General features: G+C 76.7%; 2 protein-coding genes. Both read right to left on the reverse strand.

Features of this window, described 5'->3' with window-relative positions:
- Positions 1-1,093: hypothetical protein (locus tag AB0M52_RS33835; RefSeq protein ID WP_363961958.1), on the reverse strand; the 1,093-nt coding region annotated here is incomplete at its 3' end.
- Complete coding sequence (locus AB0M52_RS33840; RefSeq protein WP_363961956.1) at positions 1,090-1,449, reverse strand: PadR family transcriptional regulator; 360 nt, start codon at positions 1,447-1,449, stop codon at positions 1,090-1,092. The genes AB0M52_RS33840 and AB0M52_RS33835, both read right to left, overlap by 4 nt.
- Positions 1,450-1,567 lie beyond the last annotated feature (118 nt).

Consider the following 1,567-nt stretch of genomic DNA (forward strand, 5'->3'; position numbering starts at 1 on the left):
CCCGGCCAACTGCATCGGATCGCCGTAGACGGCCGGTTCGCAGCCGGCCAGGATGCCGTAGAAGATCGCGCGGGCGCCAGCAGGTCGGGCAGGGCCCGGCCGGCCCGGCACCAGCCGCCGGCTCGGGGGCGCCAGAGCCCGGCGGGCGCCCGTTGCGGCCGCGCCGATGGTCTAGGGCGACGGCGGCCGGCAGCAGGGCCGGCCCGAGCAGGCCGACGGCGAGGGCGGCGGCGACCAGGGTCGGGTAGGTCGGGCGCGGGGCACCGCTGGCGAGGCCGTCCACCGCGCCGGCCAGAAGGTGCACGTTGAGCAGGCCGACCGGGGTGAGCAGGGCCACCACGGCCCAGCGGCCCCGCCCGTCCCGCAGCATGGGCAGCCCGACGGCGAGCAGTAGTGCGACCGCCAGCAGCACCGCGCCGGCCGCCGGCAGGAGCTGTTCGGCGCTGCCCCGGTACGGGCCCCAGTACGAGCTGGGCACGGTCGCGTACGCGAGCGTGCCTCCGCCGACTGCTGCCGTTATCGGCAGGGCTCGGGCTGGCGGCGGCAGGTGGTTGTCCACCGTGAGCGCCAGCACGCCGAGGGTGACCTGCGGGACCAGCACCAACAACGGCGGCCGGGCGGTGCCAGCGACCAGGCTTACCGCCGCCATCGCCGCGGTCGCCAGCACTGCCACGGCGATCGCCGTCCGAGTGGGTCGGCCCGGTGCGACGAGCGCGAGCAGCGCGGCGACCAGCCAGACGACCCACGCGACGACGCCCGCCGAGAGGAATGGCCCGAAGCTCGGTACACCCCACTCGGTGGGCAGCGCCTGCTGCTCGACGACCGCCCAGTGACCGGCCAGGAAGGTGGCGGTGGTCAGCGCGAGCAGCCCGGCGAGGCGTACCCCGGGGATCAGGTCGGTGGCGCCGGCGGCCCGCAGCCGCTGGCGGAGGCCGCCGCGCACGAGGTCGGCGGCGTCCGCGAGGGAGGGCCAGCGGCGTTCCGGGCCAGCCAGGTCGAGGTACGTCCCGACGATCTCGTCGCCGCGGTCGCGGCGGTAGTCCGCCGGGTACGCCCGCAGCAGCTGCCGGTAGCGGCGCTCCAGCCCGCTCACGCCAGCCCCCCGGCGGTACGCGGGGCCAGCGGCTGCACCCGGCGGGCGCGCAACCGCGCGGTCGCCGCCTCGACGTTGCGCCGCAGCCGTTCGGTCTCGGCGGCGAGCGTGGCGTCCCCGGCGGGGGAGAGGCGGTAGTAGCGGCGCAGCCGCCCGTCGACGGTCTCCTCGCGGTCGAGTTCCACCAGGCCGGCGTCGGTGAGCCGGTCCAGCGCGCCGTAGAGGGTGCCGGGGCGCAGGGAGAGCCGTCCCTCGGAGAGGGCGGCGACCTCGCCGATGATCGCGTAGCCGTGCATCGGCTCGCGGGCGAGCGCGGTGAGGATGAGGAAGGTGGGTTCGCGCAGCGGTGTGTCCACGCCCCGAATATATCGGACGCGAATCACCTTCGGCAGCCTCGCCACCCTCCTGTCCGGCGCGGTGACGTGCAGCGCCGGCTGCCCGCTGCCGCCGTTCGAGCGGGCCACCGTGGCGGAC

The organism is Micromonospora sp. NPDC051296 (genome assembly GCF_040682255.1).
GTDB lineage: Bacteria > Actinomycetota > Actinomycetes > Mycobacteriales > Micromonosporaceae > Micromonospora > Micromonospora craterilacus.